Origin of the sequence: Streptomyces sp. HUAS 15-9, from assembly GCF_025642155.1 — a bacterium.
GTDB lineage: Bacteria > Actinomycetota > Actinomycetes > Streptomycetales > Streptomycetaceae > Streptomyces.
In genome coordinates this window covers 399,787-423,346 of sequence record NZ_CP106798.1, presented here as the reverse complement: position 1 = coordinate 423,346, position 23,560 = coordinate 399,787, and the positions used below count along the sequence as shown (strand labels likewise).

Genomic DNA, 23,560 nt, shown 5'->3' with positions numbered 1-23,560 from the left:
GTCACCCGGAAGGGACGCTGACCGTGAACCTGGCCCCGGGCGCATGCCCGGGGTCGTAGGAGACCTCGCCGCCGACGGTGCGGGCCAGACGTCGCGCGAGCGGCAGCCCGAGGCCCGCACCGTCGTGCCCGTCGTCGGCGTCGGCGCGTCGGCCGGGCTGGAACAACTCCGCCGTGAACGCCTCCGGTACACCGGGGCCGTCGTCGACGACATCGATCCGCACCGCACTGGGCAGGCGCCGCGCGGACACGGTCACGCTGGAGCGGGCGTAGCGGACGGCGTTGGCGAGCAGCGGGCTGAGGATGCGTTCGAGGAGAGCGGGTGCGACTCCCGCCTCCACTACCTGCGGGTCCGCCTCCACCGTGGTTTTGACTCGATCCGGTGGGTCGAGGTGCTGGAGCAGGCGGCTCAGGAGGGGCACGACGTCGGTCGTTGTGGCGGCCGTCGCCGGGTTGAGCGCACTCTCGCGGGCGTCGTCGAGGAGCGTGTCGCAGATCGTGCGCATGGACTGCGCGGCCTCCGCGATCACCTCATGGGTGGCGCGGGTCTGGGCGTCCGTGCGCGGACGGGCCTGCCACCAGTCGAGTTCCATGATGATCCGGGTGAGCGGCGTGCGCAGTTCGTGGGAGAGCTCCCCCGTCAACTGCCGTTCGTGGCGCAGTACGGTGCGTATGCGGTCCAGAAGTGCGTCCAGTGAGCCACCCAGGCGGGCGAGTTCGACCGGGTGATCCTCCGTGGCGAAGCGGTCGTCGGAGCCCGCGGCGCTCCACTGCGTCGCCCGGTCGGTCATCGCCCGCACCGGTCGCAGTGCCCGGCCGACGGACAGGCGCGTGAGTACGTACGTGCATCCGAGCATCACAGCGTCCAGGACCAGCGACCCCAGCAGCAGGGTGTCGGCCGAACTCCGGTACGGAGCCAGGTCCAGAGCGGTGACGACAGTGGCTCTGGCGTCGCGGCCGGGAAGCGGCTGGGAGCACAGCCGGACGGGCCGGTGACCGTCGACGGTCGTGCAGGCGTGCTCTCGCTGTGCGGCGAGCCGGTCGGCGGCCCGGGCCACCGGGCCCCCGACGGTGGGGGACGGCGGCTTTTCCAGCAGGTGGTTGTCGGCGTAGATCCACACGTTCGCGTCGAGGAGACGGTCGTTGACGGTTTCCAGGACGCGCACCCGGGGACCGCTGGTGTCGACCGTCGTGGTCACCGCTGCCGCTCTGGTGCGCAACTCGTCGTCGGCCTGGCGTTGCAGATGTTCGTCCATCACGGCGTTGAACGCCACGGTCAGGACCGTCATCAGCAGTGCGGCGGCGGCCAGTGCCACGAGGGAGAGCCGGCCTTGCAGGGTGCGCGGGGCCAGGCGACCGACGATGCGGGAAGCACGGTTCATGACAGGCGGTGTCCGACCCCACGCGCCGTATCGATCGTCAGACGGCTGCTCGCTGCGCGCAGTTTGCGGCGCAGTCGGCTCAGATACTGGTCCAGAGTGTTGTCGCTGACCTGCGCGCCCTCGGGCCAGCCGGCCCGCACCAGGTCACGGCGGCGCACGAGGGCCCCGTCCGCGGCAACGAGCGTGGCCAGCAGCCGGAACTCCGTCGGGGAGAGGTCGAAGCGCGCACCGTCGTGCACGGTCGCACTGTGATCCACCGCGTCCAGCACCAGATCGCCGGTGGTGGCGCAGGACCGCGGGGCGGCCCGTCTCAGCGCGGCACGCAGTCTGGCGGCGAGTTCGGCGAGGTGGAAGGGCTTGGGCAGGTAGTCGTCGCCCCCGGCGGAGAAGCCCGACAGACGGTCGGTGAGTTGGTGCCGGGCGGTCAGGAAGATCACGGGGGCGAAGAAGCCGTTGGCCCGCATGGCCTGGCACACGTCCCGTCCGTCCGCGTCCGGCAGGCCGACATCCAGTACGGCCGCCGCGATGCCGTCGGTCGCCAGCCGCAGGGCGCTGGCGCCGTCGGGGGCGAGGACGGGCTCGAAGTCCTCCTCCAGCAGGCCCCGCCGCAGCACGTCCCGCAGGGCGTGATCGTCCTCAACCACCAGGATCTTGGAGTGCATGATCCTCTGTCGGTCCTCCGGTCATGGTCGTAGGTGCGATCAGCAGTGGTCGTGCGCGACGAGCCCTTTCCGCGCATGCGGGAGCGCACAGGCCGAAAGGATGACTACAGGAATGTAGACCGTCTATGTCACTGTAGACGAACGACGGTCGAGGATCGTTCCCGAGCGACGGGCGCCGCGCACAGGCCATCCGTGGTCACACCGCCGGCCGACCCCGATCCTCGGAAACACGGGTAGGACCGGAACGGACGCGGGCGCCCTGGGGCTCCCGCGCGCTCAGCCCTCCTTGCGGGACGGCAGTCGCCATCCCGGGCGCGGGAAGTGGCAGGTGTAGCCGTCGGGGTAGCGCTCCAGGTAGTCCTGGTGCTCGGGTTCGGCCTCCCAGAAGGGGCCGACCGGCTCCACCTCGGTGACGACCTTGCCCGGCCACAGTCCGGAGGCGTCCACGTCCGCGATGGTGTCCTCCGCGATCCTCTTCTGCTCGTCGTCCACGTAGTAGATCGCCGAACGGTAGCTGAGACCGATGTCGTTGCCCTGGCGGTTCTCGGTGCTCGGGTCGTGGATCTGGAAGAAGAACTCCAGGAGCGCGCGGTAGTCGGTCTGCTCGGGGTCGAAGAGGATCTCGATGGCCTCCGCGTGGGTGCCGTGGTTACGGTACGTCGCGTTCGGCACGTCACCTCCGGTGTATCCGACCCGGGTCGCCGTCACGCCCGGGAGCCGGCGGATGAGGTCCTGCATCCCCCAGAAACATCCGCCCGCCAGTACGGCCCTCTGCGTCTGCGCTGCCATGTCGGCCCCTTCGATGTCTTTCGTCGGTCATCAGGGATTGTTCGGCTCGCCCGCCGTCGGTATCCCCTGCCTTCCTTCTGGCTCCATCAGCACCTGACGGGCGCAAACAATTCCGCGCCTGCCCGGCGCCTTTCTGATCCGGGGCGGTTGCGGCGGGGACGACGGGCAGCCCCCGGTGCGGCCACGGCTCAGTGCCCAACGGACCCCTCGGGACGTGCGTGGCGCGGCAGGAGGAACGCGAGCAGGAAAGTCAGGGCGAGCATGCCGTCGACGATCCACAGCAGTGTCTTCATGACGGAGCCGAAACCGGTCCGGAAGGCCGACGACGCGGTGGTCTTCAGCGCGCCGGGTATCCGCTCGCCGGCCTGGGGCGAGATCGCGGCGGAGCGGGTGTCCTTCTCCAGGCGCGCGCAGGACGCCGGTGTCGCGGCGGGATCCTTGGCCACGGCGCGGTCCGAGGTGCAGGTCCGCAGGTCCGCCACGATGCGCTCCTGAGCGGCGGGCGCGACGTGCGCCGCGGCAAGCTGCCTGCGCAGGCCGTCCGAGTGGTGGTCGACGGCGGAGCCGATCCCGCCGCCCAGCAGACCGAAGAACACGGTGCCGAGGACGGCTACGCCGAAGGCGCCGCCGAGCTGCTGTATCGCGGTCATCGTGCCGGACGCCGAGCCCGTCTCGTGCTGCTCGACACTGGCGAGCACGATGTCGAAGAACGGCGCCATGAGCAGGCCCATCCCGATGCCGGTGACGAGGAGGGACGGCAGGAGCTGCCAGGGGCCGACACCGCTTCCCACCATGTCGAGGGTCAGCCACACGCCGAACACACCGAGGGCCATGACCAGCGTGCCCGCCTGCAGGACGGCCCGTCCGAACCGGACGACACCCTGAGCGACCCCGAAGCCGACGATCATTCCGCCCGACCAGGGCACCATCACCAGTCCGGCCTTGAGCGGCGCGTAGCCGAGGCCGATCTGGGTGTAGAGGTTGAAGACCAGCATGAAGCCCTGCATGGTCGAGAAGAAGACCAGCCCGAGGGTCATGCCGCCGCTGAATCCACGCTTGCGGAAGAGGCTGGGGACGACCAGCGGGTCCCGGCCGGCCCTGCTGCGGCGCGACTCGTACCGGCCGAAGGCGACGAAGACGAACACCGAGGCGGCCATCATCAGGAACGTCCACATGGGCCAGTCGTACTCACGGCCCTGGACCAGCGGGAAGATGATGAGCAGCGCGGCCAGCGAGACCATGAGCATGCCGGGGATGTCGAGGCGCGGCTTGCTCCCGGACCGGCCCCTCGGCAGGTAGCGCAGGGCACCGAGGATGGCCGCGGCGCCCAGCGGCAGGTTGATCAGGAAGATCATCCGCCAGCCGGTGCCGAAGTAGTCGGCGTCGACGAGCCAGCCCGCGAGGATCGGCCCGCACACCGCGGACAGTCCCATGACCGGGCCGAACATGCCGAAGGCCTTCTGCGACTCCTTCGGCGGGAACATCTCCTTGATCATGCCGAGGCCTTGCGGCAGCATCACCGCCCCGAACAGTCCCTGCACGACGCGTGCGGCGATCAGCATCTCGGGTGACGCGGATATCGCGCACAGCAGCGACCCCAGGGTGAAGCCTGCGGCCCCCACCAGGAACATCCGGCGGCGCCCGTGGATGTCCCCGAGCCGCCCTCCGGTGACGAGCCCGACGGCCATCGAGAGCGTGTACGCGGCGGCGAGCCACTGCAAGGTGGAGGCACCGCCGCCCAGGTCGGCCCGCATGGAGGGGCCGGCGATGTTCGTGACGACGGCGTCGAGGAGGTCCATCACCTCGGCCGCGAGGATCACGAAGAGCGCAGCCCAGCGCCATCCGTAGGGCGCTGGGGAGTCGGTGGCTGTCTCGGCGGACGCGACACCGGTGGTGGACATCGGAACTCCTCGCGACAGGGCCGCGCCGAGGTGAGGACCCGTGGGCGCGGTGGGACGGATGGGTGTGGAATCGGGAGAACGCTGTTCACCATAACAGAACAGCGCTCACTTGGAGAACGGTGTTCATTAAGATATAGCGCAACTTTGCGCGCAGGCAAGATATATCGCGTTTGGGTGTGGCGGGTGAACGCCGCTCGCCCGGGAAGAACACTGTTCTCCCGACGCCTAGACTGTCCGTATGACCGACGCGGCCGCCGGCACCCCCGCATCCCCTCCGCCGTCCCCCTGGGAACGCGAGCGCCCCGCTCGTGCCCGCGTCGTCCCCGCGCGCGCCCCGCTGTCGCGCGAACGAGTCGTCGAGGCCGCCTTCGCCGTGCTGGACCGCCAGGGGCTGGACGGGCTGTCGATGCGTCAGGTGGCGGCCGAACTGGGCGTCGCGGTCTCCGCCCTCTACGCCCACGTCAGCTCCAAGGACGACCTTCTGGAGCTGATGTACACGCGCCTCTTCGACGGCTTCGAGATGCCCGCACCCGATCCGGAGCGGTGGCAGGAGCAACTGCGGGACTTCGCCCGTTCCGCACGGCAGCGCCTGCTGACCCACCGGGACATGGCCCGGATCTCCATGGGTCATGTCCCCTTCACCGCCGAACTGCTGCCGCACGTCGAGGCGTTGCTCGCCGTCTTCCGTACCGCCGGGCTGCCCGACCGTATCGCCGCGGAGGCCGGTGACCTCATCTCCACCTACATCGACGGGTTCGTCCTGGAGGAGGGCATGTGGCAGGACCGGGCCGCCCAGCACGGCGGTGACGATGCCTCCATGGCCCGCCCCGACTGGCGCGAGATGGCCGACGAGATGCAGAACTACTTCGCGTCCCTGCCCGCGACGGACTTTCCCCATCTGCGCGCCCTGTCCGGGCTGATGGTGACGGACTCCTCCGACGAGAGGTTCGACATCGGCTTGGAGATCATCCTCCGGGGCCTCGCGAGCTACCTTCCGGACCCGGACTCGAGGGCGTGCGTGAGCCCTGACGATCACCGGGCTCCGGACGCCACCTGATGGTGAGCCATGGATTCGGCGAAGCCCGCACCACCACGGCGACTTGCAGTCACGCGCACGGAAGTTGTGGCGGTACGCAGCGTGCCCCGGGCGGTCTCGTGCGGACACGCTACGGCCACGTAGCTTTACGGTTCGTACAGAAGTCCGAGTGCCTGGGAGGCCGTGATGGGAGACCCCCGCCCCTTAGTCATCGACGCGACCGGCGGTGACATCCACGCCGAGGCTGCCCGGATCCGCGAGAGGGGACCAGTCACCCTCGTGGAACTTCCCGGCGGTGTCGAGGCATGGGCCGTCAGCAGTCCTGAGCTGCTCAAACGCCTGCTCACCGACCCACGGGTGTCGAAGGACCCGCGCCGCCACTGGCCGCGCTGGATCAACGGTGAAGTGTCCCCGGAATGGCCGCTGTTCACCTGGGTCGCGGTGCAGAACATGTTCACCGCGTACGGCGGTGAGCACAAGCGGCTGCGCTCCCTGGTCGCCAAGGCGTTCACCGCCCGTCGCACGGCGGCGCTCCAGCCCCGGATCGAGGAGATCACCAAGACGCTGCTCGACGGACTGGAGGAGGCCGGGCGGCGGAATTCGGTGGTCGATCTGCGGGAGGGGTTCTGTTACCCCCTGCCGATCCAGGTGATCAGCGAGCTGTTCGGGCTGCCCGAGGAGCAGGGCGAGGAACTCCGGGCCGTCGTGGACGGCGTCTTCCACACCTCCGCCAGCCCGGAGGAGGTCACGGACATCTACGCCCGGCTCTACGCCGCGCTCGGTGAACTGGTGGCCCTCAAACGGCGGTCGCCCGGCGACGACCTGACCTCGGCCCTCATCGCGGCCCGCGACGACGAGGGCGACACCCGCCTGAGCGAACAGGAGTTGCTCGACACTCTGGCACTCATGGTGAGTGCCGGCCACGAGACCACGGTCAACCTCATCGACAACGCCATCCATCTGTTGCTCACCCACCCGGATCAGCTCGCCCAGGTCCGCTCGGGCGGCGCTTCCTGGGACGACGCGATCGAGGAGGCGCTGCGTGTGGAGGCGCCGGTCGCCAGCCTGCCGTTGCGGTACGCCGTGGAGGACCTCCGCATGGAGGAGTTCGGCGGCCCGGCCGGCGTGGTGATCGGCAAGGGGGAGGCGATCCTCGCCGCGTATGCCGCCGCCGGACGTGACCCCGAGAGGTACGGCGCGGACGCCGACAGGTTCGACGTCGCCCGCGCCGACAAGGAGCATCTGGCGTTCGGCTACGGCGTGCACTTCTGCCTCGGTGCCCCGCTGGGGCGGCTGGAGGCCCGGATCGCGCTCCCGGCGCTCTTCGAGCGCTTCCCCGGGCTCCGTCTCGCCGTCAAGGAGGGGGAACTGGAGCCCGTCGACTCCTTCATCTCCAACGGCCACCGCGTGCTTCCCGCACAGCTGTCCTGATCACTCCCCGCGCCACCAGGACCGCAGCCGCGCCAACCAGCCGCTGCCGGTGCGGCTTGCCGGCGGCGCGGTGGGCGGCCGTACGTCCGATGACGCACTCGTGTGCCGCGTGGACCGGTCGTCGTCCGTGGTGGACTCGGCGGGTGGCAGGAGTGGGGCCGCCGGATAGACGACGGGGAGTGCGGCCAGCGCCCGGTGGAACGGACCGGGCCGCCAGGTCAACTCCTCCACGGGGACGGCCAGTTCGACATCAGGGAGGCGGTCGAGCAGTTTCTCGACCGCCACCGCCGCGATCAGCCGGGCCGGAGTCTGGGCCGGGCAGGTGTGCGGGCCCGCGCTCCATGCCAAATGGGCGCGGTTGCCGGCGCGCTGATCCGACGTCAGCAACGGGTCGGTGTTGGCGGCGGCGAGGCTGACCACGATGGGGTGGCCGACCCGCAGGGTCACCCCGTCGTGGACGACGTCGTGCACGGGATAGTGCACGGCGTAGTTGGCCATGGGCGGGTCGGTCCACAGCACCTCGTCGAGGGCGTCCTCCACCGGCAGGCTGCCGCCGGACAGGGTGCCTTCGAACCGGTCGTCGGACAGCAGCAGCCGCAGACTGTTCGCGATGAGGTTCTGCTGGGGCTCGGTGCCCGCGCCCATCAGCAGGACCAGGCTGTGGACCATCTCCTCGTCCGTCAGTGCGGCAGGATGGGCCATGAGCCAGGACGTGACGTCCTGCCCGGGCCGGGCCCGCTTCAGCGTCACGAGGTCGAGCAGGGTCGTGGCGAGCAGTTCGTTCGCCTTCTCGGCGTCCACGCCGTCGAAGATCCCGGACATCCCCTCGACCAGCCGCACCCCGTACTCGGGCGGGCAGCCGAACAGCCGGTTGAACACCAGCAGCGGCAGGACCTGGGCGTACTCGCCGAGCAGGTCGGCCTTCCCGGCCGGCGCGATCCGGTCGATCAGGGTGTCGGCACTGGTCTCGACGTAGCCGCGCAGCGTGTTGGGATCGACCTGGGCCAGGCTGTCCGTGATCGCGTCGCGCAGTCTGCGGTGCTCGGCGCCGTCGGTCCACAGGGCGTTCGGCCGGTACATCATCATCGGGACGACCGGGCTGTCCATGGGGACGGTGCCGTCCGCCAGGTCCTGCCAGCGGCGGGGGTCCTTGGAGAAGGTCTCGGGGCTGCGCAGGACGTGCAGGGCCGCCTCGTAGCCGACGACGAGCGATGCGTGTACGCCGGGCGCGAGTTCGACCGGCGCGATGGGGCCCGCGGCCCGCAGCCGTCGGTAGGCGGCCGCGGGGTCGGCCGCGAACTCCGGCCCGTACAGGGGCTCGTGGGCGGGGCAGCGCGGTGGTGGTGTTGGCGAGGTCACGCGTTCTCCAGTGTGCCGGTGCGGGTCAGGAGGTATTCCACGAGGGCGATCAGGGCGTGTGTGGACGAGATCCGGTCGCGGGCGTCGCAGCGGACGAGCGGGGTCTCGGGGAGCAGGTCGAGGGCCTCGCGTATCTCGTCGAGGTCGTGCGAGGGTGCGTCGTCGAACTGGTTGAGGGCGACCGCGTACGGCAGTCCGAGCTCCTCCAGTACGCCCATGACCTCGAATGACTGGTTCAGCCGCCGGGTGTCCGCGAGGACGAGGGCGCCGAGCGCGCCGCGGGTCATGTCCTGCCACAGCTGGGTGAAGCGCTGCTGGCCGGGGGTGCCGAAGAGATAGAGCACCAGGCGGTCGTTGAGGGTCAGACGGCCGAAGTCCAGGGCGACGGTGGTGGTCGTCTTGTCCTTCATGCCGGCCAGGTCGTCGACGAGTGCGCCGGCCTCGGTCATGACCTCCTCGGTGCGCAGCGGCCGGATCTCGGAGAGCGCGCCGACGAGGGTGGTCTTGCCGACCGCGAAGTGGCCCACGACCAGCAGCTTGGCCGCGGTCTGCACGCTGGGGCGCAGATAGAGGTTTCCTGCGGCGTGTTCAGAGGCGGGCGCGGAGCCCATCGAGCACCTCCTGGAGGATTCGGGCGTCGGTCGGCCGGGCCGCGGGGATGGGCGCGCGGGTGACGATGTGACCGCTGTCCATGAGGTCGGCGGTCAGGACTTTGGTGACGCCGACCGGGAGGCCGAGGTGGCCGGCCACCTCGGCGACGGACAGCGCTCCCGGCCGGCACAGTTCCATGAGCCTGCGCTTTTCCGGGTTGAGCCCGGTCAGCGGCAGATCGTCGGTGGCGATCAGCAGCGTGACCAGGTCCAGGGTGTTGCGGGAGGGCTGGGCGCGGCCGTCCGTGATGACGTACGACCGCACCAGCCTGTCTGCGGGGCGGCGCCGGGGAGTCATGCCGGGCTGCCGGTGTCCTGCCGGGCCGGGCTGGTCAGCTCCTTGCCGAGCCGGTCGACGAGCTTGTGCATGCGGTACGTCACCGCCTCCATGTCCACGTCCTGGCTGGTGGAGACCGCGAGGTAGGCGCCTTCGCCGGCGGCGACGAGGAACACGTAACCGTGCGCGAACTCGATCAGGGTCTGCCGCCACGGGGTGTGCGGGGTGCCGCAGAACTCGGCCGTGCTGCGGCTGATCGACTGGACTCCGGACAGGCCCGCGGCCAGCCGCTCGGCATCGTCCCGGTCGATGTCCTTGGAGTAGGCGCGGAGCATGCCGTCGGCGGAGAGCAGGATCGCGTGGAGCGCCTCCGGCACCTTCAGCACGTCGTCCAACATCCAGCCCAACTCGTTGTTGGTGGGCCCGGTCATTCGTGGCTGTTCCCTTCGTCTTCCTGGGGGGGTGTGCTGGGCGGACCGGCCAAAGCGGGTGCCGCGGGCGAAGGCGCCCATGCGCCGGGCGTTCTCCTCGGCCGAGCGTCCACCGACCTCGTCGGCGGGCGGGGGAGCGGGCTGTACGGCGGTTTCGCGCAGGGTACGGCGGCGTCGTTTCGGCAGGCCTCCGGAGGTGGTCGCCTCCGCGGTGCCGGGGCCGGGTTCCGGGTCGGCAGCCGGTACCGCGCGCACCGTCGGCGCTGCCGTGGGCGCGGCAGGGGACACGGTGGGGGAGTCCGGGGTCCGGGCGGGCGTCGCATCAGGGGTGGGTGCGGCCGGCGCGCCGGACGGCTGCCGCTCGGGCGTCGCGTCCAGGTGTGTGAGCAGGGCGGACGGCAGGAACAGTACGGCGCGTACGCCGCCGTAGGGGGAGACCGTGTCCACGGAGACGTTGAAGCCGTAGCGCCTGGCGAGTACCCCGATGACGGCGAAGCCGAAGCGGGGTGGGTCGCCGAGCCGGGTGACGTCGGAGGTGTGCCCGCCGCTCAGCAGCTCGGCGGCATGCCCGGCGGCCTGGCCGTCCATGCCGACGCCGGCGTCGTCGATGACCACACAGGCGCCGTTGTGCACCGCCTGGATGGTGACCTCGACGGTCGTGTTGGGCTGCGAGTGGCGTGCGGCGTTGTCGAGCAGTTCGGCGACCGCGAGCACCACCGGCTCCACCGTCCTGCTGGCCACGGCGATGGCGACCTCGCCGTGGATGCGGATGCGCCGGTAGTCGCGGATGCGGGAGGTGGCGCCGCGTACGACCTCGATGAGTGCGGAGGTGGCGCGCTGCCGGCCGGGCCACGAGCCGCAGAGCACGGCGATGGCTTGGGCCCGGCGCCCGAACTGGGCGTTGGTGTGGTCGATCTCGAGCAGGTCGCGCAGCACATCGGGGTGGTCGTGCCGGTCCTGCATCTCCGCGATGGATACCTGCTGTTCGTTGGCCAGGGCCTGGATGGATCGCATGGACGCCTTCAGGGCGGCCTTCGCGGACTGGTCGGCGCGGGACTGCGCGTGTTCGACGGCTCCGGCGAACCGTGCCAGGACCTCGTCCAGGCACTTGCCGAAGTCGGTGTCGGCGAGCCGGATGTCGAGCCAACCGACGGCCGGGGACTGCTGCCGGGCCGCATCCTCCAGGGCCGGCAGCCGGGCGGACACGAGGTGACGTACCTCCTCGTCCCGCGCCCGCAGGCCGTCCGCGAGTTCGACGTTGCGACTGCGCTGCCGTGCGGTGATCCCGCGCTGGCGCACCAGCAGCACGGTGACGGCGAACAGGCTTACGGCCAGGCACCAGAACACCGCTTCCGGTATCTGTTCGGTCATGAAGTCCTCAAAGACGGACGTGAGTTGACGGGCGCTTGACGGTAGCGACGGTTCCGCGTCCGTACTTGTGCGTGTGCGCAAGGAAGTTGTCACCAGGCGCAAACAGGCCGGATGAGACGTTTCAGGCGACCGGCTTCCCTTTGGCATATGCCAAACGGCAGGGATTGCCCTACGGAGACCGGCTGTTGCCCTAGTCTGACTACGCGTAACGGTCGATGGCGGCGCGGAAGCGCGACGCCGCTCACCAAGCACCGTCGTGACGCGTCGCAGCGGAGGAGATGGGTTGTCCGCGGGAAGCTACTTCGTGGAGACGACCAGGACCGGCGAGGTCTCGTCGCGTGAAGGGACGGACCTGTGGAGCGAGCGCATCGACGTGTACCAGACGCGCATGGACTACCGGTTCACCCGACCCGACACCTTCCGGGGCGAGCTGGTCCGGCAGCGCAGTGACAACTACCAGCTCGTCAAATGGTGCAGCGACCAGATCGAGTACGTCCGCACCCCCGGCCTGATCCGCCAGAAACCCGACCCCGACTACCGGTTCGTCCTCCCGCTCGCCGGTGAGGTGGTCCTGCGCCAGGACGACCAGGAGACACGTCTGACGCCGGGGACGGGCAGCCTCCTCACGCTGGGCGCGCCCTTCGAACTGCTCCACGACGCGTCCTTGCACGGATTCATCCTGTCGATCCCGGCCCGTGAGATCGACAGCCCGCTGAACCGGAAGGCCCCGCTGGCCACCGGAATCGATCTGGCCCGGGGGCTGGGCCGCATCGTGCTCGGCATGGTGCGCACCCTGCACGAGGAGCGTGACCACCTCACCGCAACAGCGTTCGACGCGATCTCCGACCGCATCGTCGAGCTGCTGTGCATGCTCGCCTGCGGCGACGACCGCCCCGACGTCCCGGGCCATCTCATCGAGGTCGAGGCGCTCGTCCGCCGCTACGTCCGCGACCACGCCGCCGATCCCGGCCTCACGGGTGCGTCCATGGCACTCGCCCTCGGCTGGTCCCTGCGCCAGATCCAGCTGGCCCTCCAGTCCGTGGGCACCACTCCCCGCGGACTGATCCGTGAGGAGCGCCTGCGCCTGGTTCGCGATCGCCTCCAGTGCGCCGACTGCGAACACATGACGATCACGGAACTGGCCTACGCCTCGGGGTTCTCCTCGGCCAGCGCGCTGAGCACCGCCTTCCGTCAGCGCTATGGCCTCAGCCCCCGGGAGATGCGCGACAGAACCCGTCGGGCGTGTGTGCCGAGGCCGGCCGACGGGGACCTGCGCTCTGTGTGAGCGACCGGTGGCGGCACGGTGTGGCGACGGCCCGGGTGACGACCTGGTCAGCCGACCTTGATGAGCCCGGCTTCGACGACGGCGCGGCCGTAGGGGCTCGCGAGTTCTGCAAGACGCTCGCAGTCGGTGTCTCCCAGGGCGGCGTAGGCGGGCAGGGCCAGGCGGTCGGTGCGGTCCTCGATGTGCTGACGCAGGCGTACGCCTTCCGGGCTGAGGGAGTCACCGTCGAGGAGACCTCGCGTGCGCAGGCGCTCTGTGGTGGCCGCCCACTCGTCCTCGGGCCATGCGCGGCTCGCCCTGAGGAAGTCGACGGGAACCTCGGCGGTGGCAGCGTGCAGAATCAGGGCCTCCAGGCCTCCTATGCCCTCGGTGAGCAGGCAGGCGACATGCCCGTCTCCACGGAACTCCCGGAGCAGCGTCTGGGCGTGCCAGAGCCGCAGCACCGGTTCGTCCGGCCAGGGCAGCGCGGCATGCGCGGCGAACAGCGGGCGGCCGTGAGCGTGCTCGCCTGCGGCGTCGGCGGCCCTGCGCGTCAGCGCCAAGACCTCGTCGAGAGCGGGGAGTTCATGGATCCCGGCCCGCCGCAGGGCCTCACTCGCGCCCGCGTACCGTGCGTCCAGCACCTGCTGTGGTGTCGTCGCGTCCCAGACCCCGTGGACGGCCTTCCGCACCAGATCGGGGTTGAAGTTGTAGAAGGTCGCGATGACGAGCTCAGCGGATGCCCGGCCGAAGGCGGCGCTGCGGGAAGCGAAGTACCCGGCCCGTCCGCTCAGTCCGAGCTCCGCGTACCGCCGCCGTGCCTCGGGGGCGAAGTAGATCATGCCGTGTACGGGCTCGAGTCGGCGCCAGGCTGCTCGCGCTGTCTTCACTGGGGTCACCTTCCGGGATGTGCAGACGGGTGTTCGCTGTGGTCCTGGTTTCCCTACTCGCCGTGCGCGCGCAGATGGTCGAGCAGCAGACGGCTCAACGTCTCCGGCGCCTCCTCGGGGACCCAGTGGCTGACGCCCTGGAGGGTCTCGAAGCGGTACGGCCCTGTGATCCAGTGCCCGGTCTCCTGCGCGGCCGCCGGGCCGAACGCGCTGTCCTCCGTGCTCCAGACGTACAGCGTGGGCACGTCGATGGTGCCGATCTTGCCGTCGGGGCGGCCGGACCGGTACCAGTTCAGCGCCGCGGTGAGCGCGCCCGGCCGGGAGAGGTGCCGCACGTAGGCCTCGACACTGTCCTGCGGGACCTTTCCGGCATAGACGGAGCGAAGCGCCTCGGCGTCGTGGGCGAGCATGAGCTCTTCCGTCGCGGGCGTTTCGCGCCAGTCGATCATGTAGCGCGAGCGTTCGCGCTGGTCCGGGTCGGTGCGCAGAGTGGTGGCGAGGGCGCCGGGGTGCGGGGTCGAGACAACCGTCAGGGTGCGTACGCGGCCGGGGTGGGCATGGGTGGTCCACCACGCCACCGCGCCTCCCCAGTCATGACCGACCAGATCGAACGAGGCCCAGCCCAACTCCTCCGTGATCGCGACCACATCGTCGACCAGGACGCTCATGCGGTAGTCCTCGGGCCGTTCGGGGCGGGCCCCGGGGGAGTACCCACGCTGGTCGGGCGCCACGACCCGGTATCCGTGCGCGGCGAGCGTCTCGATCTGCTGTCGCCATGCCAGGCCCGTCTGCGGGAAGCCGTGCAGCAACAGCACCGGGCGGCCCTCGCGCGGACCCGCCGCGACCGCATCGAACAGGCCCGCAGCAGTGGAGATGCTCAACTCGGTCACGGTCCGCCCCTTCATACCGACTGGTCGGTCAGCATTTCAGCTGTGCGAGGGGGTTTGTCAAGGGCGAGGGCACACACAGGGAAGTCCGTGTCCTGCGGCGTCTGCTGTGCCCCAGCCCCCGTCCCGGCCTGTCACCCCAGGTAGGCGGGGGCGACAGCGGAAGTCATCAGCCGGCGGGCCGTGCCGGTGCCGTCGGCGGGGACGGTCCACAGGTCCGAGCCGTAGTCGCCGGGAAGGGCGTAGACGAGGGTGGAGCCGTCGCGCCACAGGGCCTGGTCGTCGATGTTGCGCCGCTCGGCGGTCGCCGTCTCCTTCATGGTGTGCAGGTCGAGGACGTACAGCCGCCACGGAGCATCGGACGAGGCCCCCGGGACGCGCTTCTTGTAGGCGATCCGGGTGCCGTCGGGCGAGAGGGAGGGGCATTCGACGTTGCGGTGCACGGTGGTCAGGTTGCGTGCCGCGACGTCGCCCCGCACGAGGTACGTACGGCCGCCGGTTGCCAGCGTGGCGTAGAAGCGGTTGTCGTCGGCGAAGGTGACACCCCAGACGTTGGTGTCCGCGGCACGGTAGGTCCGGCCGTCCTTGATGACGCGGAACGTCTCCAGATTGTCGTCGATCGTCCAGGTGCGGGTGTCCACGATGGCGGTGCGGGTCGAGAAATTGGTGCCGGCGTAGGAGTCCCCGCTGACGAAGACCGTCCAGGCCACCAGGTGGCCGGAGGGTGAGACCCGGGCCCGGGTGGGGATGCCTGCCGCCGGGAAACGGTGCAGCTCGTGCAACTGCGAGTCGAGCACCACCGCCCGGTAGGTGTCCCGCAGCGTGCCGTGCACGGCCTGCAGGCAGATACCGGTACCGGCCGCCGCGTGGAATCGCAGGCACTTGACGCCCGACGCGGTGCGCGGCCCCTGCGGATCACCGGCCGGCACGATGGCGATCTCGTCACGGTGCGGGCCCCAGACCAGATTGCGTACCAGCAGCCGACGGCCACCGGCCGGACGGAGCGAGACGGTACCGGCCCGCACGGTCGGACCGTTCGCCTGCTGCTGGTCACGCATGCTCGACCGGTGGGCGGCGTACAGCACCGCCCCGGTGCCCACGCTCCCGAGCACCACGAGGGCGACCAGCAGGATCACGAGGCGGGTGGTTCTTCTCATGCGGGCACCTCATCGGCGGTACGGAGGACGAACCAGGCCACGACGGCGCTGACGGCCAGTGCGACGGCGGTGACGGCCAGCGCGTTGCGCCCGCCCCACAGGCTCCAGGCCGCGCCGAAGGCGAGCGAGCAGGCGAATCGGGCCAGCGCCTGGCCGGTGCCGACCAATGCCTGCCCGGCACCCTGGTGCTGCGCCGGGACGGCCCCTGCGGTGGCGGCCGCAAGGACTCCGTCGGTGGCCGCGTAGAAGGTGCCGTGCAGCACGAGGACGGCGACCACGGCCGGGACACCGTGCCAAGGGCTGAGCACCAGGCCGTAGCCGAGCAGCAGGACACCGTGGCCGGCCAGGAAGAGCCGGCGGCGGCTGATGCGGTCGGCGAGTGCGCCCAGCGGGACGGCGAGCAGCAGGAAGACAGTGGCGGTGCCCAGCGGCAGCAGCGGGAACAGGTCGGCGGGCAGGGCCTCTTCGCGCTGGAGCAGCAGATAGAGGAAGGAGTCGCTGACGGTGGTCAGACCGAGCAGAGCCGCGCACACGGTGAGCCGGCGCAGCTGTGGGCGGCGCAGCAGCCCGATGGCGGCGCGCAGCGTCGGCCGCTCCGACTCGGGCGGCTGTGCGGGACCGGCGGGGGAGATGTGACGGGGCACGAACAGCACCAGCACCAGGACCCCGAGCACGGCGACGCAGCCGCTGACCGCGAAGACCGCGTCGTAGCCGTCGACGGTGGCCCGCAGTACGGCGAAGGCGACGAGCGGGCCGAGCAGCGCGCCGGTGGTGTCCATGGCGCGGTGCACCCCGAACGCCCGCCCCCGGTGCTCGGGTTCGGTGGCCAGCGAGATCATCGCGTCCCGGGGTGCCGTGCGCAGCCCTTTGCCGGTGCGGTCGGCCGCGAGCACGGCGCTGATCACGGGGAGGGTGTGGGCGAGCAGCAGCAGCGGCTTGCACAGTGCGGACAGGCCGTAGCCGACGCCCGCCACGATCTTGTGGCGGCGGCCTCCCCGGTCGGCGAGGTGGCCGCCGGCCAGCCGGACCAGGGCTCCGACACCGTTGTTGATGCCGTCAAGGAGGCCGAACCCGAGGGGGGACAGGCCGAGGCCCGCCACCACGTAGAGCGGCAGGACGGCCGTGACCATCTCCGAGGAGACGTCCGTGATCAGGCTGACCGCACCCAGGGCCAGCACGGTACCGGGCACCGCGCCCTGCCGTCGCCCCGGACGGGTGTCCGGGGCGACGGCGGGCTTGGTGCCGCGGGAATCCGCGAGATACACGGGCGTCAGTTCCAGATGCCGCTGATGTCGGATGCCGAGGCGGCGTTGCCCGCGTGCGTGGTCAGACCGGCCAGGTCCTCGACCGTGCGCAGCACGTTGTAGTGGTTGTAGGTGGTCGAGCTGGAGCTGCCGGGAGCGACGTGCTGTCCGTAGAAGACGGTGGGGATGCGGTTGCCGGACAGCCTGTTGTCCTCGTCGAAGGTGACGGCGAGGATGCTGTTGTGGGTCTTGGCCCACGTGGCGTAGGCACCCAGGTTGTTCTTGATCCAGGTGTCGCCCGTGGAGACCGAGCAGTCGTGCATGTCACTGCACAGGTTCGGGATCACGAAGGAGACCTTCGGCAGCGTCGTGTAGTCGCTCGGGAACTGCGTCATGGTCTTCGCGCTGCTCGTCGGCACGTTGGAAAAGCCGAACCACGGGTTGTGCTTCTGCGCGTACTCGCCGCTGCTGCAGACCGTCGAACCCTGGCTGGGCAGCGACTCGTTGTAGCTCGCCCACGTCTTCCCCGCGGCGATCAGCTCGGAGGCGAGGTTGGGCGCGGAGATGGAGCCCACCGGGACGCAACTGTCGTCGGTGCGGCCCTGGTTGGAACCCGAGAAGAGCATGTAGTAGTTCGGCTCACTGGGGTGCGTGAGGCCGTAGGACTGGGTCAGGTTGGCGCCACCGGCCTTGAGGGTGTTGTTGATGTACGGGGCGCTGGAGCTGCCGATGACCTGCGAGTAGGCGTGGTTCTCCATCACCACGACCACCACGTGGTCCGGGGTCGGGAGAGCGGCGGCCTGGGCCGGGGAGGTCGTCGCGGCCCACAGACCGATCGACGTGGCGGTGAGGGCGACGGCCCCGGCGAGTGCGGCGAGCGGGCGACTGGTGCGCTTGGGAGCCTTGACGGCGGTCATGACTGTCCTCCGGGCAGAGGTGACGGTCGTATGGGGAGCGGCGCGGCAACCCTAGGAGGCCCAAGCAGGGTCTGCGTGAAGGACAGACGAACGGCGGACTCCGCCAAGCAAAGGTCATGTACAAGTCATGCAAAGCAAAGGCTTGCTGAGTGGGCGTCAGCCATCGGCCGGCACAGGACCGGGCCCGGCGTCGCGGTTCAGCCGGGCGGAGTCGACAGGTGGGTGAGGATGCCGCACACCTCGTCCACGATCTCCCGGGCCTCTGTCTCGTCCGCGCAGTCGCCCAGCTCGCGCGCCGCTCCTCCGATGACCGTGGTCAGCACGATCACCCTGACGCGGCCTGCCCGCTGCCGCTCGTCCACCTGCAGGAGTCTGGCGTTGCGCCGTACCCAGGCCCGGTCCCATTGGCGGCGCAGCGTGTCGAAGCCGGCCGGGCCGTCGTCCTCGGCGACGAGTCTGCCGAGTGGCCGGTTGTTCCAGATGCCGTCCAGGTAGGCCCGCGCGCCCGCGGTGAACACGGCGACGGGGTCGTCCACCCCGCGGCTGCGCGCCGCGGCCAGCGCTGTGGCGGTCCGGCGTTCCTGCTCCTCCCGGAACTCCTCCCACAGCGCCAGATACAGTCCGCGCTTGCCGCCGTAGTGCTGGAAGAGGCTGCCCACGGGGATCCCGGAGTGCGCCGCGATCTCGGCGAGGCCGGCATCGGCGTAGCCGCGCTCGGTGAACACCTTCAACGCCGCGTCCAGAAGGGCGCGTCGGAGGGGAAGGTCCGGCTCGCCGGGTTCCTCCGGCACGCCGGACGTCCCGTGCTCGCCGGGCCGACGGCGTGCCGCCACCTCGGTCTCCACAGGCTCAACGATGCCGCTCACGGGCAGTCCTCACCTTCCCCGGCCTCGTCGTGGATGGCGAGGGCGACCAGCAGTTGCAGGAGGTCCGCGATCCGGCGTGGATTGCATCCGGTGCGTTCCTCGATACGGCGCAAGCGGTAGTGCGCCGTGTTGTGGTGCACCCGCAGCCGGTCGGCGGCCAGCCGCAGGTTCAGGTCCGCCTCTGCGAACGCCCGTATGGTGGCCGCCAGCGTGCCGCCGCGTCTGCGGTCCTCGTCCAGCAGCGCACGCACCCGGGGATCGACGAGCTGGCGGGCGAGGTCGTCGGCGCGCAGCGCCAGGTAGTCGAAGGGGGACAGCCGCGGCAGCGCCGCCACCCCGCCGCCGATCGGCACCAGGTCGAGGGCGGCCCGCGCCTCCTGGTAGGCGCGCGGCAGTTCGGCCGTGCCCCGGGCGACCGTGCTGATGCCCATGGACAGCACGGTTCCCTTGCGGCCGAGCCGCTGCTGCACGCCCTCGAAGTGGCTGCACATGTCCTCTTCGTCCATGCCGGCGCGCATCACGGGTACGGCCACCACCTCGCCCTGGCGCACGACGACGAGGGTCCTGCTGGCCCAGACGCCGGCGACGCTGATCGCCGCGCTGGTGGCGTAGCCGCTCTCGGCGGCGGCGAGGTCCCCACTGGAAATGTCGCTGTCGCAGACGGCCACCACCACCATCATCGGTGAGCGCGGCCCGATGCCGTACGCCTGCGCCGCGGCCAGCAGTGGACCACGCGTCGGTGCCACGCCCGCCAGGAGCTGCTCCAGCAGGTCCCGGCGCTCGCGGTCCGCGTCCGCGACGACGTGCTGTTGGTACTCCACGTAAGCCTGCGCCGCATGCGTGCTGGCGTAGTCCACGTACCGCATCATCGGGGTGACCAGGGACAGTGCGGCCTGGTGTGCCGCCTCGGAGGTGCCCACGGCGGCCATCATCGCGTCCCAGAAGACCTGTCGGCCGATCCTGAAGGCGCTCATCCAGTCCTCCAGGGCGAACCCCGCGCGCGCTCTGCGCATGGCTGCCGCGCGGCTGAAGCCCAGATCTTCCGGGGCGATCTCCCGGTCGTCGGCCAGCGCTGCCAGCTTGATGCGGTAGTGCGTGAGTACCTGGTCGCGTACGTCGTCGAAGAACGGCTCGCTCTGGAGCGCGTACGAGGGGATCTCGGCACGCATCACGGCGACGGCGGTCTCCACCACGTCGTCGACCCGCTTCTCGAGGGCGCGCAGGAGCCGCCGCCGCTCCTGGAGCAGCGGTTCGGACAGACCTGGGGTGCCCAGGGTGAGACCGCGAGGCATGCGCAGATGGTTGCCGTCTCCTCGTGTCCCGTCAACAGGCTCGGCGAGGGAGATGTCCGAGGGGTTGTGCGCCACGCACAGGTCGGCGGACCCGAAGTTGGGTGCTCGCACCCAATGTGCGCCGACAAGGCCCCCACCTACTGTGACGCTCGCCCACATCCCAGCACGTCAAAAGGGGCGTCACTCATGCTCACGGTCGACGGTATCACCGTGCGTTTCGGCGGCATCACGGCACTGGACGGTGTCGGGTTCACCGTCGAGCCGGGCACCGCCGTGGGGCTCATCGGGCCGAACGGAGCCGGCAAGACCACGTTGTTCAACTGCCTCACCCGGCGCTGCACCCCCGACGCGGGCACGGTGTCGTTCGACGGTGAGGACCTGCTCGCCCTGGCGCCGCACGCCGTGGCCGGGAGCGGCATCGCCCGCACATTCCAGAACCTTGGCCTGTTCCCGCGGCTGACGGTCCGGGAGAACGTCATGGTCGGCGCCCACAGCCAGGGGCATACCGGACACCTCGCCGCGGCGCTCCGGCTGCCCCGCGTCCGGCGGGAGGAGGCGGAACTGCGTGATCGGGCGGACGACCTGCTGCGACGGCTGGGCCTGGAGGACGTCGCCGGCCATCCCGCCTCCGGGCTGCCGTTCGGCACGCTCAAACGCGTCGAACTCGCGAGGGCCCTCGCGGTTCGGCCCCGGCTCCTGCTGCTCGACGAACCCGTCAACGGCCTCAGCCACGGCGAGGTCGGCCAATTCGCGGATCTGGTCCGAGTGGTGCGCCGGGACTTCGACGTCACGCTCGTGGTGGTCGAGCACCACATGGGGTTCGTGATGGGTCTGTGCGACAAGGTCGTGTGCCTCGATTTCGGGCGCAAGATCGCCGAGGGCCCGCCGAAGGAGATCCAGCGCGATCCGGCCGTCATCGAGGCGTACCTGGGGGTGGCGGCATGAGCGGGCCTCCCATCGCCGGCGCCGAGGCGGGGCAGACCGCGGAGCGGGACTTCCTGAAGGTCTCCGGCCTGCACGCCGGATACGGCCAGGCCAGGGTGCTCCACGGCCTGGACTTCTCCGTCGCCCGGGGCGAGGTGTGCGCGGTCCTCGGACCCAACGGCGCGGGCAAGACCACCACTCTGCGGGCCCTGTGCGGCATGATCCGCGGCCGCGGATCGGTGACCTTGAACGGTGCCGAACTGCTGGGCCGTTCCCCGGAGCAGGCCGCCCGGCTCGGTGTGGCGCACGTGCCCGAGGGCCGCGGCACGTTCAATGACCTGACCGTCGAGGAAAACCTGCGCATCGGCGCGCACCTGCGCACCCGGGGCCCGTGGCGCGACCGCAACGAGCGCGCGGCCGTGGCGGCGGACCTGGAACGGATCTACGACTACTTCCCCAAGCTGCGCCAGCGGTCCCGGCAGGCCGCGGGCAGTCTCAGCGGCGGCGAGCAGCAGATGCTCGCCATCGGCAGGGCGCTGATGCTGCGGCCCGCGCTGCTCCTGCTGGACGAGCCGTCGCTGGGGCTCGCGCCCCTGGTCACGCGTGAGCTGTTCGAGATCGTCCGCACCGTCAACGAGGAGGAGCGCACCACCGTGATCGTCGTCGAGCAGAACGCCCAGCTCGCGCTGGACATCGCGCATCAGGCCCATGTGCTGGAGGCCGGCCGCCTGATGCTGTCCGGACCTGCCGCGCAGATCCGCGAGGACGGGCAGGTCGCCGAGGTGTATCTCGGAGTCCCGGCCCGCTCCGGTCAGGGCGGGTGAGCGCGTTGACGGACCTGCTCCAGCAAGTGGTGGAGGGGATCGGCTCCGGAGCCGTGTACGCCAGCCTGGCACTGGCCCTGGTGCTGATCCACCGGTTCACGGGGATCGTCAACTTTGCGCAGGGCGAGCTCGCGATGCTCTCCACGTACGTGGCCTGGCAACTGACGGCGTCCGGAATGCCGTTCTGGCTGGCCCTGCCGGTCACCCTGGCGGTGTCCTTCGTCGGCGGCATGCTGGTGGAGCGGATCGTCATCCGCCCCGTACAGGGTGCCCCCGAACTGACGGTGGTCATCGTCACCGTGGGCCTGTTCATCTTCGTCAACGCGGCGGCCGGTCTGATCTGGTCGTTCACCGTCAAGGACTTCCCGCAGCCGTTCCCCGACGGCGGGATCGACCTGGGAGGGGTGAGCATGGACTGGTCCACCCTCGGGATCATCGGCGTGGTGGCCGCTGTGATGAGCCTGCTGTATCTGCTCTTCCAGCACACCTCGATCGGCCTGGTGATGCGGGCGGTCGCCTGCAACCCCGTATCCGCCCGACTGTCGGGCATCCGCGTCAGCCGCGTGCTGATGCTCGGCTGGGGGCTGGCCGCGACGGTCGGCGCGGTGTCGGGCGTGCTGGTCGCTCCGGTGCTGTTCCTGGAGCCGAACATGATGGGCGGAGTGCTCATCTACGCGTTCGCCGCGGCCACCCTCGGGGGCTTCGACAGTCCTGTGGGCGCGGTCGTCGGAGGCCTGTTCGTGGGAGTGGCCGAGACGCTGGCGGGGGCGTACGTGGACGTCATCGGCGCCGATCTGAAGGTCGGTGTACCCCTGGTGATCATCCTTGCGGTGCTACTGGTGCGGCCCCAGGGCCTGTTCGGGCGGGCGGCGGTGGAGCGGGCATGAGAACGACGACCGCGGTCCTCGACCGCACCCGGCACGCGCGGCTCGCGCTCACCGTGATGCTCGCGGCGGCCGTCGCCCTGGCCGTGCCCTTCTACTTCGCCCCCTTCCAGGTCTTCCAGTTGAGCATGGTGCTGGTGTACGCCGTGGCACTGGCCGGACTGAACCTGCTCGTCGGATTCGGCGGACAGATCTCCCTCGGCCACGGCGCGTTCTTCGCGGCCGGCGCCTACACCGCGGCGATCATGCTCGACCGGTACGACACCGGGCACCTGGCCACCCTGCCGGTAGCGGCCGCGGCATGCTTCCTGCTGGGACTCGGCTTCGGGGTGCCCGCACTGCGGCTGCGCGGCCTGTACCTGGCGCTGGTCACCCTCTCCTTGGCCGTGTTCCTGCCACCGCTGCTCAAGCGGCTGGAGGCCGTGACCGGCGGCTCCATGGGTCTGACGGTGGAAAAGCCGCAGCCACCGGCCTGGAGCGGACTCGCGGAGGACCAGTGGACGTACTTCGTCGTCCTCGCCGTCGCCGCGGTGGCGCTGCTGCTTGCCCGCAACCTGCTGCGCTCCCGGGTCGGGCGCGCACTGCTCGCGGTACGGGACAACGAGAGCGCGGCCGAGGTCATGGGCGTGCGGCTGTCGCTGCACAAGACCCTCGCCTTCGCCTGGAGCGCGATGTTCGCGGGCGTCGCCGGGTGCCTGTACACCTGGGTGATCGGCTTCGTCTCGCCGGACTCGTTCAGCTTCGTCCTGTCCATCACACTGCTGGCCGGCCTGGTGGTCGGTGGGCTCGCTTCGCTGTACGGGCCGCTGCTCGGTGCGGCGTTCGTGATGTACGTGCCGAGCGTGGCCCAGGACCTCAGCGAGGCGGCACCCGGTGTGGTGTTCGGCCTGCTGATCATCGCGGTGATGTTCGTGGCTCCGACCGGGCTGGCCGGCCTGGCGAGCCGGGCCCGCGGTGCCGTCGCCCGTCGCCGCGCCCGCGCAGCCGCATCCGACCGATCGCCGCTGGCAAAGCCTGCGCCCCAGCCCACGTCCGAACCCTCCGCGCCCCCCACCCCTGCGGATCCCGCATCTGTCGAGGCCGAACCCGTGGGCGCACCGCCCCGCACGGAAAAGGAATGAAT

Annotated in this window: 21 protein-coding genes and 2 pseudogenes; 7 read left to right on the top strand and 16 right to left on the bottom strand. The window is 70.6% G+C overall.

Features of this window, described 5'->3' with window-relative positions; all coding sequences use genetic code 11:
• Position 1: 1 nt before the first annotated feature.
• The 4 genes from N8I87_RS01785 to N8I87_RS01770 form a co-directional block, all read right to left on the bottom strand.
• The gene (locus N8I87_RS01785) at positions 2-1,381 is read right to left on the bottom strand and encodes a sensor histidine kinase (protein WP_263204916.1); all 1,380 of its coding nucleotides are present in this window, start codon (positions 1,379-1,381) and stop codon (positions 2-4) included.
• The gene (locus tag N8I87_RS01780) at positions 1,378-2,043 is read right to left on the bottom strand and encodes a response regulator transcription factor (protein WP_263204915.1); all 666 of its coding nucleotides are present in this window, start codon (positions 2,041-2,043) and stop codon (positions 1,378-1,380) included. The genes N8I87_RS01785 and N8I87_RS01780 overlap by 4 nt, the downstream gene beginning before the upstream one ends.
• A gap of 276 nt (positions 2,044-2,319) precedes the next feature.
• Complete coding sequence (gene msrA / locus N8I87_RS01775) at positions 2,320-2,832, bottom strand: peptide-methionine (S)-S-oxide reductase MsrA (protein WP_263204914.1); 513 nt, start codon at positions 2,830-2,832, stop codon at positions 2,320-2,322.
• Between the two features lie 188 nt (positions 2,833-3,020).
• Complete coding sequence (locus N8I87_RS01770) at positions 3,021-4,733, bottom strand: MFS transporter (protein WP_263204913.1); 1,713 nt, start codon at positions 4,731-4,733, stop codon at positions 3,021-3,023.
• A 238-nt stretch (positions 4,734-4,971) separates the two neighbouring features.
• Between N8I87_RS01770 and N8I87_RS01765 the strand changes: the two genes are divergently transcribed.
• Together N8I87_RS01765 and N8I87_RS01760 are read left to right on the top strand one after the other, a co-directional pair.
• Positions 4,972-5,790 carry a TetR/AcrR family transcriptional regulator gene (locus N8I87_RS01765; protein ID WP_263204912.1) on the top strand — a complete coding sequence of 273 codons (819 nt, stop codon included), beginning with the start codon at positions 4,972-4,974 and terminating at the stop codon, positions 5,788-5,790.
• Positions 5,791-5,955: 165 nt separating this feature from the next.
• Positions 5,956-7,200, top strand: a complete 1,245-nt coding sequence (locus N8I87_RS01760; RefSeq protein ID WP_263204910.1) for a cytochrome P450 family protein — start codon at positions 5,956-5,958, stop codon at positions 7,198-7,200.
• Here N8I87_RS01760 and N8I87_RS01755 read toward each other — a convergent pair whose 3' ends face one another.
• From N8I87_RS01755 to N8I87_RS01735, 5 genes and pseudogenes are all read right to left on the bottom strand, one after another.
• Positions 7,201-8,559, bottom strand: coding sequence for a cytochrome P450 (locus N8I87_RS01755; RefSeq protein ID WP_263204909.1), 1,359 nt, complete (start codon positions 8,557-8,559; stop codon positions 7,201-7,203). It lies immediately after the preceding gene.
• Positions 8,556-9,170 (bottom strand): GTP-binding protein, encoded by a 615-nt coding sequence (locus tag N8I87_RS01750; protein WP_263204908.1) that lies wholly within the window; start codon positions 9,168-9,170, stop codon positions 8,556-8,558. Before N8I87_RS01750 ends, N8I87_RS01755 begins: the two co-directional genes overlap by 4 nt.
• Entirely contained in the window at positions 9,148-9,507 is a 360-nt protein-coding gene (locus N8I87_RS01745) for a DUF742 domain-containing protein (protein ID WP_263204907.1), read from the bottom strand. Before N8I87_RS01745 ends, N8I87_RS01750 begins: the two co-directional genes overlap by 23 nt.
• Positions 9,504-9,869 (bottom strand): annotated as a pseudogene (locus N8I87_RS01740) (roadblock/LC7 domain-containing protein); the annotation flags it as partial. The gene N8I87_RS01745 and the pseudogene N8I87_RS01740, both read right to left, overlap by 4 nt.
• Positions 9,870-9,956: 87 nt before the next feature.
• Positions 9,957-11,288, bottom strand: a pseudogene (locus tag N8I87_RS01735) (ATP-binding protein); the annotation flags it as partial.
• A gap of 283 nt (positions 11,289-11,571) precedes the next feature.
• On the opposite strand from N8I87_RS01735, the gene N8I87_RS01730 reads away from it, so the two are divergent.
• A complete protein-coding gene (locus N8I87_RS01730) occupies positions 11,572-12,573 on the top strand; it encodes an AraC family transcriptional regulator (protein WP_263204906.1) in 1,002 nt (333 codons plus the stop codon).
• 47 nt (positions 12,574-12,620) lie between these two features.
• On the opposite strand, the gene N8I87_RS01725 is transcribed toward N8I87_RS01730, so the two are convergent.
• The 7 genes from N8I87_RS01725 to N8I87_RS01695 form a co-directional block, all read right to left on the bottom strand.
• Entirely contained in the window at positions 12,621-13,442 is an 822-nt protein-coding gene (locus N8I87_RS01725; protein WP_263204905.1) for an SCO6745 family protein, read from the bottom strand.
• Positions 13,443-13,495: 53 nt separating this feature from the next.
• Complete coding sequence (locus tag N8I87_RS01720; RefSeq protein ID WP_317633438.1) at positions 13,496-14,332, bottom strand: alpha/beta fold hydrolase; 837 nt, start codon at positions 14,330-14,332, stop codon at positions 13,496-13,498.
• A gap of 131 nt (positions 14,333-14,463) precedes the next feature.
• Positions 14,464-15,486, bottom strand: coding sequence for a TolB family protein (locus N8I87_RS01715; protein ID WP_263204904.1), 1,023 nt, complete (start codon positions 15,484-15,486; stop codon positions 14,464-14,466).
• Positions 15,483-16,751, bottom strand: coding sequence for an MFS transporter (locus N8I87_RS01710; protein WP_263204903.1), 1,269 nt, complete (start codon positions 16,749-16,751; stop codon positions 15,483-15,485). The genes N8I87_RS01715 and N8I87_RS01710 overlap by 4 nt, the downstream gene beginning before the upstream one ends.
• Before the next feature lie 5 nt (positions 16,752-16,756).
• Positions 16,757-17,647 carry an alkaline phosphatase family protein gene (locus N8I87_RS01705; protein WP_263204902.1) on the bottom strand — a complete coding sequence of 297 codons (891 nt, stop codon included), beginning with the start codon at positions 17,645-17,647 and terminating at the stop codon, positions 16,757-16,759.
• Positions 17,648-17,844: 197 nt separating this feature from the next.
• Positions 17,845-18,513 (bottom strand): TetR/AcrR family transcriptional regulator, encoded by a 669-nt coding sequence (locus N8I87_RS01700; protein WP_263204901.1) that lies wholly within the window; start codon positions 18,511-18,513, stop codon positions 17,845-17,847.
• Positions 18,510-19,916 carry a PucR family transcriptional regulator gene (locus N8I87_RS01695; RefSeq protein WP_263204900.1) on the bottom strand — a complete coding sequence of 469 codons (1,407 nt, stop codon included), beginning with the start codon at positions 19,914-19,916 and terminating at the stop codon, positions 18,510-18,512. Before N8I87_RS01695 ends, N8I87_RS01700 begins: the two co-directional genes overlap by 4 nt.
• A 75-nt stretch (positions 19,917-19,991) precedes the next feature.
• Between N8I87_RS01695 and N8I87_RS01690 the strand changes: the two genes are divergently transcribed.
• Genes N8I87_RS01690 through N8I87_RS01675 form a run of 4 tightly spaced genes read left to right on the top strand, consistent with a single transcriptional unit; the run spans position 19,992 to position 23,558 of the window.
• On the top strand, positions 19,992-20,750 hold the full coding sequence (locus N8I87_RS01690) for an ABC transporter ATP-binding protein (protein ID WP_263204899.1): 759 nt from the start codon (positions 19,992-19,994) through the stop codon (positions 20,748-20,750).
• Positions 20,747-21,553, top strand: a complete 807-nt coding sequence (locus tag N8I87_RS01685) for an ABC transporter ATP-binding protein (protein ID WP_263204898.1) — start codon at positions 20,747-20,749, stop codon at positions 21,551-21,553. Before N8I87_RS01690 ends, N8I87_RS01685 begins: the two co-directional genes overlap by 4 nt.
• Positions 21,550-22,440 (top strand): branched-chain amino acid ABC transporter permease, encoded by an 891-nt coding sequence (locus tag N8I87_RS01680; RefSeq protein WP_263204897.1) that lies wholly within the window; start codon positions 21,550-21,552, stop codon positions 22,438-22,440. The genes N8I87_RS01685 and N8I87_RS01680 overlap by 4 nt, the downstream gene beginning before the upstream one ends.
• Complete coding sequence (locus N8I87_RS01675; RefSeq protein WP_263204896.1) at positions 22,437-23,558, top strand: branched-chain amino acid ABC transporter permease; 1,122 nt, start codon at positions 22,437-22,439, stop codon at positions 23,556-23,558. The genes N8I87_RS01680 and N8I87_RS01675 overlap by 4 nt, the downstream gene beginning before the upstream one ends.
• Positions 23,559-23,560: the final 2 nt, after the last annotated feature.